This is a genomic window from Candidatus Phytoplasma gossypii (genome assembly GCF_030586975.1).
GTDB lineage: Bacteria > Bacillota_I > Bacilli_A > Acholeplasmatales > Acholeplasmataceae > Phytoplasma > Phytoplasma citri.
This window is the reverse complement of sequence record NZ_JAOSIT010000048.1, coordinates 1-2884: the sequence shown is the minus strand read 5'-3', so window position 1 is coordinate 2884 and position 2884 is coordinate 1. Positions and strand designations below refer to the sequence as shown.

Annotated in this window: 1 protein-coding gene and 1 pseudogene; both read left to right on the top strand. The window is 19.7% G+C overall.

The window, feature by feature from the left end; all coding sequences use genetic code 11:
- Positions 1-305 precede the first annotated feature (305 nt).
- On the top strand, positions 306-2375 hold the full coding sequence (locus OC698_RS02830) for an ATP-dependent helicase (RefSeq protein ID WP_304513186.1): 2070 nt from the start codon (positions 306-308) through the stop codon (positions 2373-2375).
- Between the two features lie 397 nt (positions 2376-2772).
- Positions 2773-2884: pseudogene (locus OC698_RS02825) on the top strand (nucleoside deaminase); the annotation flags it as partial.

The following is a 2884-nucleotide window of genomic DNA, read 5'->3' as shown; positions in this document are numbered from 1 at the left end:
GGGTGGTTTAAAAGTCGTTATGGAGATTGGTATCACTATTCTTTTACGGAAATAATTAAAAAAATTCAAACTTTTAAAAGTTTTTATAATCACAAATGGCCTATCAAAAAACTTAATTATCAAAGTCTGCTTAATTATTTACAAAATTATCCATTACACAATCAGATAACTTAATCAAGATCAAATTAAAAATTGCTTTTTTATTAAATAAATTTATAATAATACAATAACAATAAATAAATATGTTTTTGTCTAGTACAAAAATAATAAAACTTGTTATATATTATAGAAAGTTTTTTTAAAAAATGAAAACAAAATGGTTGCATAATTTAAATAAAAAACAATTAAAAGCTGTTTTATCTGAAGAAAAAGCTATTTATCTTCATGCAGGAGCAGGAACTGGAAAAACAACTACTTTAACAAATAGGATAATTTATTTATTGAATGAATTAAATATAAATCCAGCAAACATTTTAGCAATTACTTTTACAAATAACGCTGCTAAAGAAATGAAAGAAAGGTTACAAAAAAAATTTACTAAAGATATTTTTGGTCATTTAACAATTTCTACTTTTCATTCTTTAGGTTTTAAAATTTTAAAAAAAGATATTAATGAGCTAAATTTAATTTTAAAAAAAGATATTAATGAGCTAAATTTAATTTTACAAAAAGATATTAATGAGCTAAATTTAGATGTTGTTAATAATTTTTTTCATATTATTGATGAAAAAGAAGGAATTAAAATTATTAAAAATTCAATCAAAGAATTAGAATTAGATAAAAATAAATATAATTCCATTCAACTAAAAAAAAATTGTTCTCATTTTAAAAATGCGAAAATAAAAAAACAAATTTTAAATGAATTAGATGGAGTTATACAAAATGACAAATTGTTTACTTATGATCAAAAATATAATCTAGATCTTTATTCGCGTGAGGAAAAAAAAATTTTTCATTCATATGAACTTTTTTTAAAAAAAAGTAATTTTTTAGATTTTGATGATTTAATAATTTATACTTATCGATTATTAAAAAACAATTCTTCAGTTTCTTCTTTTTATAAAAAAAAATTTACTCATATTTTGATAGATGAATTTCAAGATATTGATTTGATTCAATATCAAATAATAAAAATAATAGGGCAAAATAATTTTATTTTTGCTGTTGGCGATCCGAATCAAAATATATATAGTTTCAGAGGTGCTGATAATTTATGTAATGAATTATTTTTGCGAGATTTCAAATCTAAAAAGCTGTGTTTAGATTATAATTATCGTTCTACAAAAAATATTTTAGATAAAGCCAATCTTTTAATTAGTTATAATTATGATCAAAAAGGTAATCATTTTCAAAATGTTTTGAAAAATGATTCTTCTTATGGAAGAGAAGTTATTTATAATGAATTTAACAATGAAGATGAAGAATCTGAATTTATTTCTTACCAGATTAAAGAATTAGTATTTCGACACAATTACAATTATTCAGATATAACTATTTTATATAGAGTAAATAAACTATACAAAAACATTGAGCATTCTTTTATTATAAACAATATCTCTTATTTTATAAAAAATGATTTTTCTTTATATCAAAAAAAAGAAATTAAAGATTTTATATCTTATTTAAGATTACTTATTTTTCCTGGAAGTGATATTGATTTAAAAAGAATCATTAACACTCCTCCTAGACAAATAGGAAAACAAACAATTAAAAAATTAGAAATAATTGCTCATGAAAAAAAGGTTTCTTTGTTTGAAGCTATGAATTATTTATCTGAACAAGATAAAATAAAAAATAAAATTAATAATTTTCAAAATATATTTCAAAATCTTAAAAATTTGATTTCTAACGAAAAAAAATGTAGTTTAGATAATATTATTTTTTTAATTGATAAAGAAATTAAATATTCAGAAATAATATTATCTAAAAAGAAAAAAAAAATTGTTGATAATGATTCTGAAACACAAAATGATATTTTAGATAAATTAGATAATTTACAAAAAATTTTTATTGCAGAAAATAAAGAACAAAAAGAAGGAAATTTCTGGGAAAAACTAAATATTTTGCTAAATAAAATAACTTTATTAGAAGATAATAACCATCAAAATAATAAAAATAAAGTTCTTATGTCTACTATTCATAAAGTAAAAGGGTTAGAATTTAAAGTTGTTTTTATTATAGGATTTGAAAGGGAATTTTTTATTCAAGATAAAAATACAAATTATATTGATAAAGAAGAAAGAAGAATCGCTTATGTAGCTATAACAAGAGCTAAAGAAATATTATATATTACAAGTTCTAATGTTAGATTTTTAAATGGAAAGAAAATATTTTTAAATTCTGTTGTTTTTTTAAAAGAAATGAAATTATCTTAATTAAATCATAATTTTAATGAAAAAAAGAGAAAAAATAAAAATATTTCTATTTATAAAGTAGGAGATAAAATAAAACATAATGTCTTTGGAAAAGGTTTTGTTGTTGTGGAAAAAATTATTTTAACTATATTTTTTAGACAAAAATCTGGCATTAAAAAAAATGCTATTAATTATTTTTCTTTATCTAAAGAATAGTCAAATATTATTTTTCAATTTGATATGGGGCGCGATTGAACTGTTCCTTTTTTTAGAAAACTTTTGATTTAAAAATTATACTTTAAGACTAAAATTAAGTTAATAATTGTCTATCTTTCCAAACAAAAAATATTTTATGAAATTAAAATAATTTTGGTTATTAAATTAACATTTTTTCTTTAAAAAAAAAAAAAAACATTTTTGGTTTATGAAAGAAGCTTTTCAGGAAGCGCAAAAAGCTTTTGAAAAAGGAGAAGTTCCTGTAGGGGCTGTTGCAGTAATAGATGTTAAAATTGTAGCTAGAGCCCATAATA

Bases quoted from the DNA above. Each gene is read 5' to 3' on its own strand.
- OC698_RS02830 (WP_304513186.1), top strand. From the start codon at position 306: ATGAAAACAAAATGGTTGCATAATTTAAATAAAAAACAATTAAAAGCT.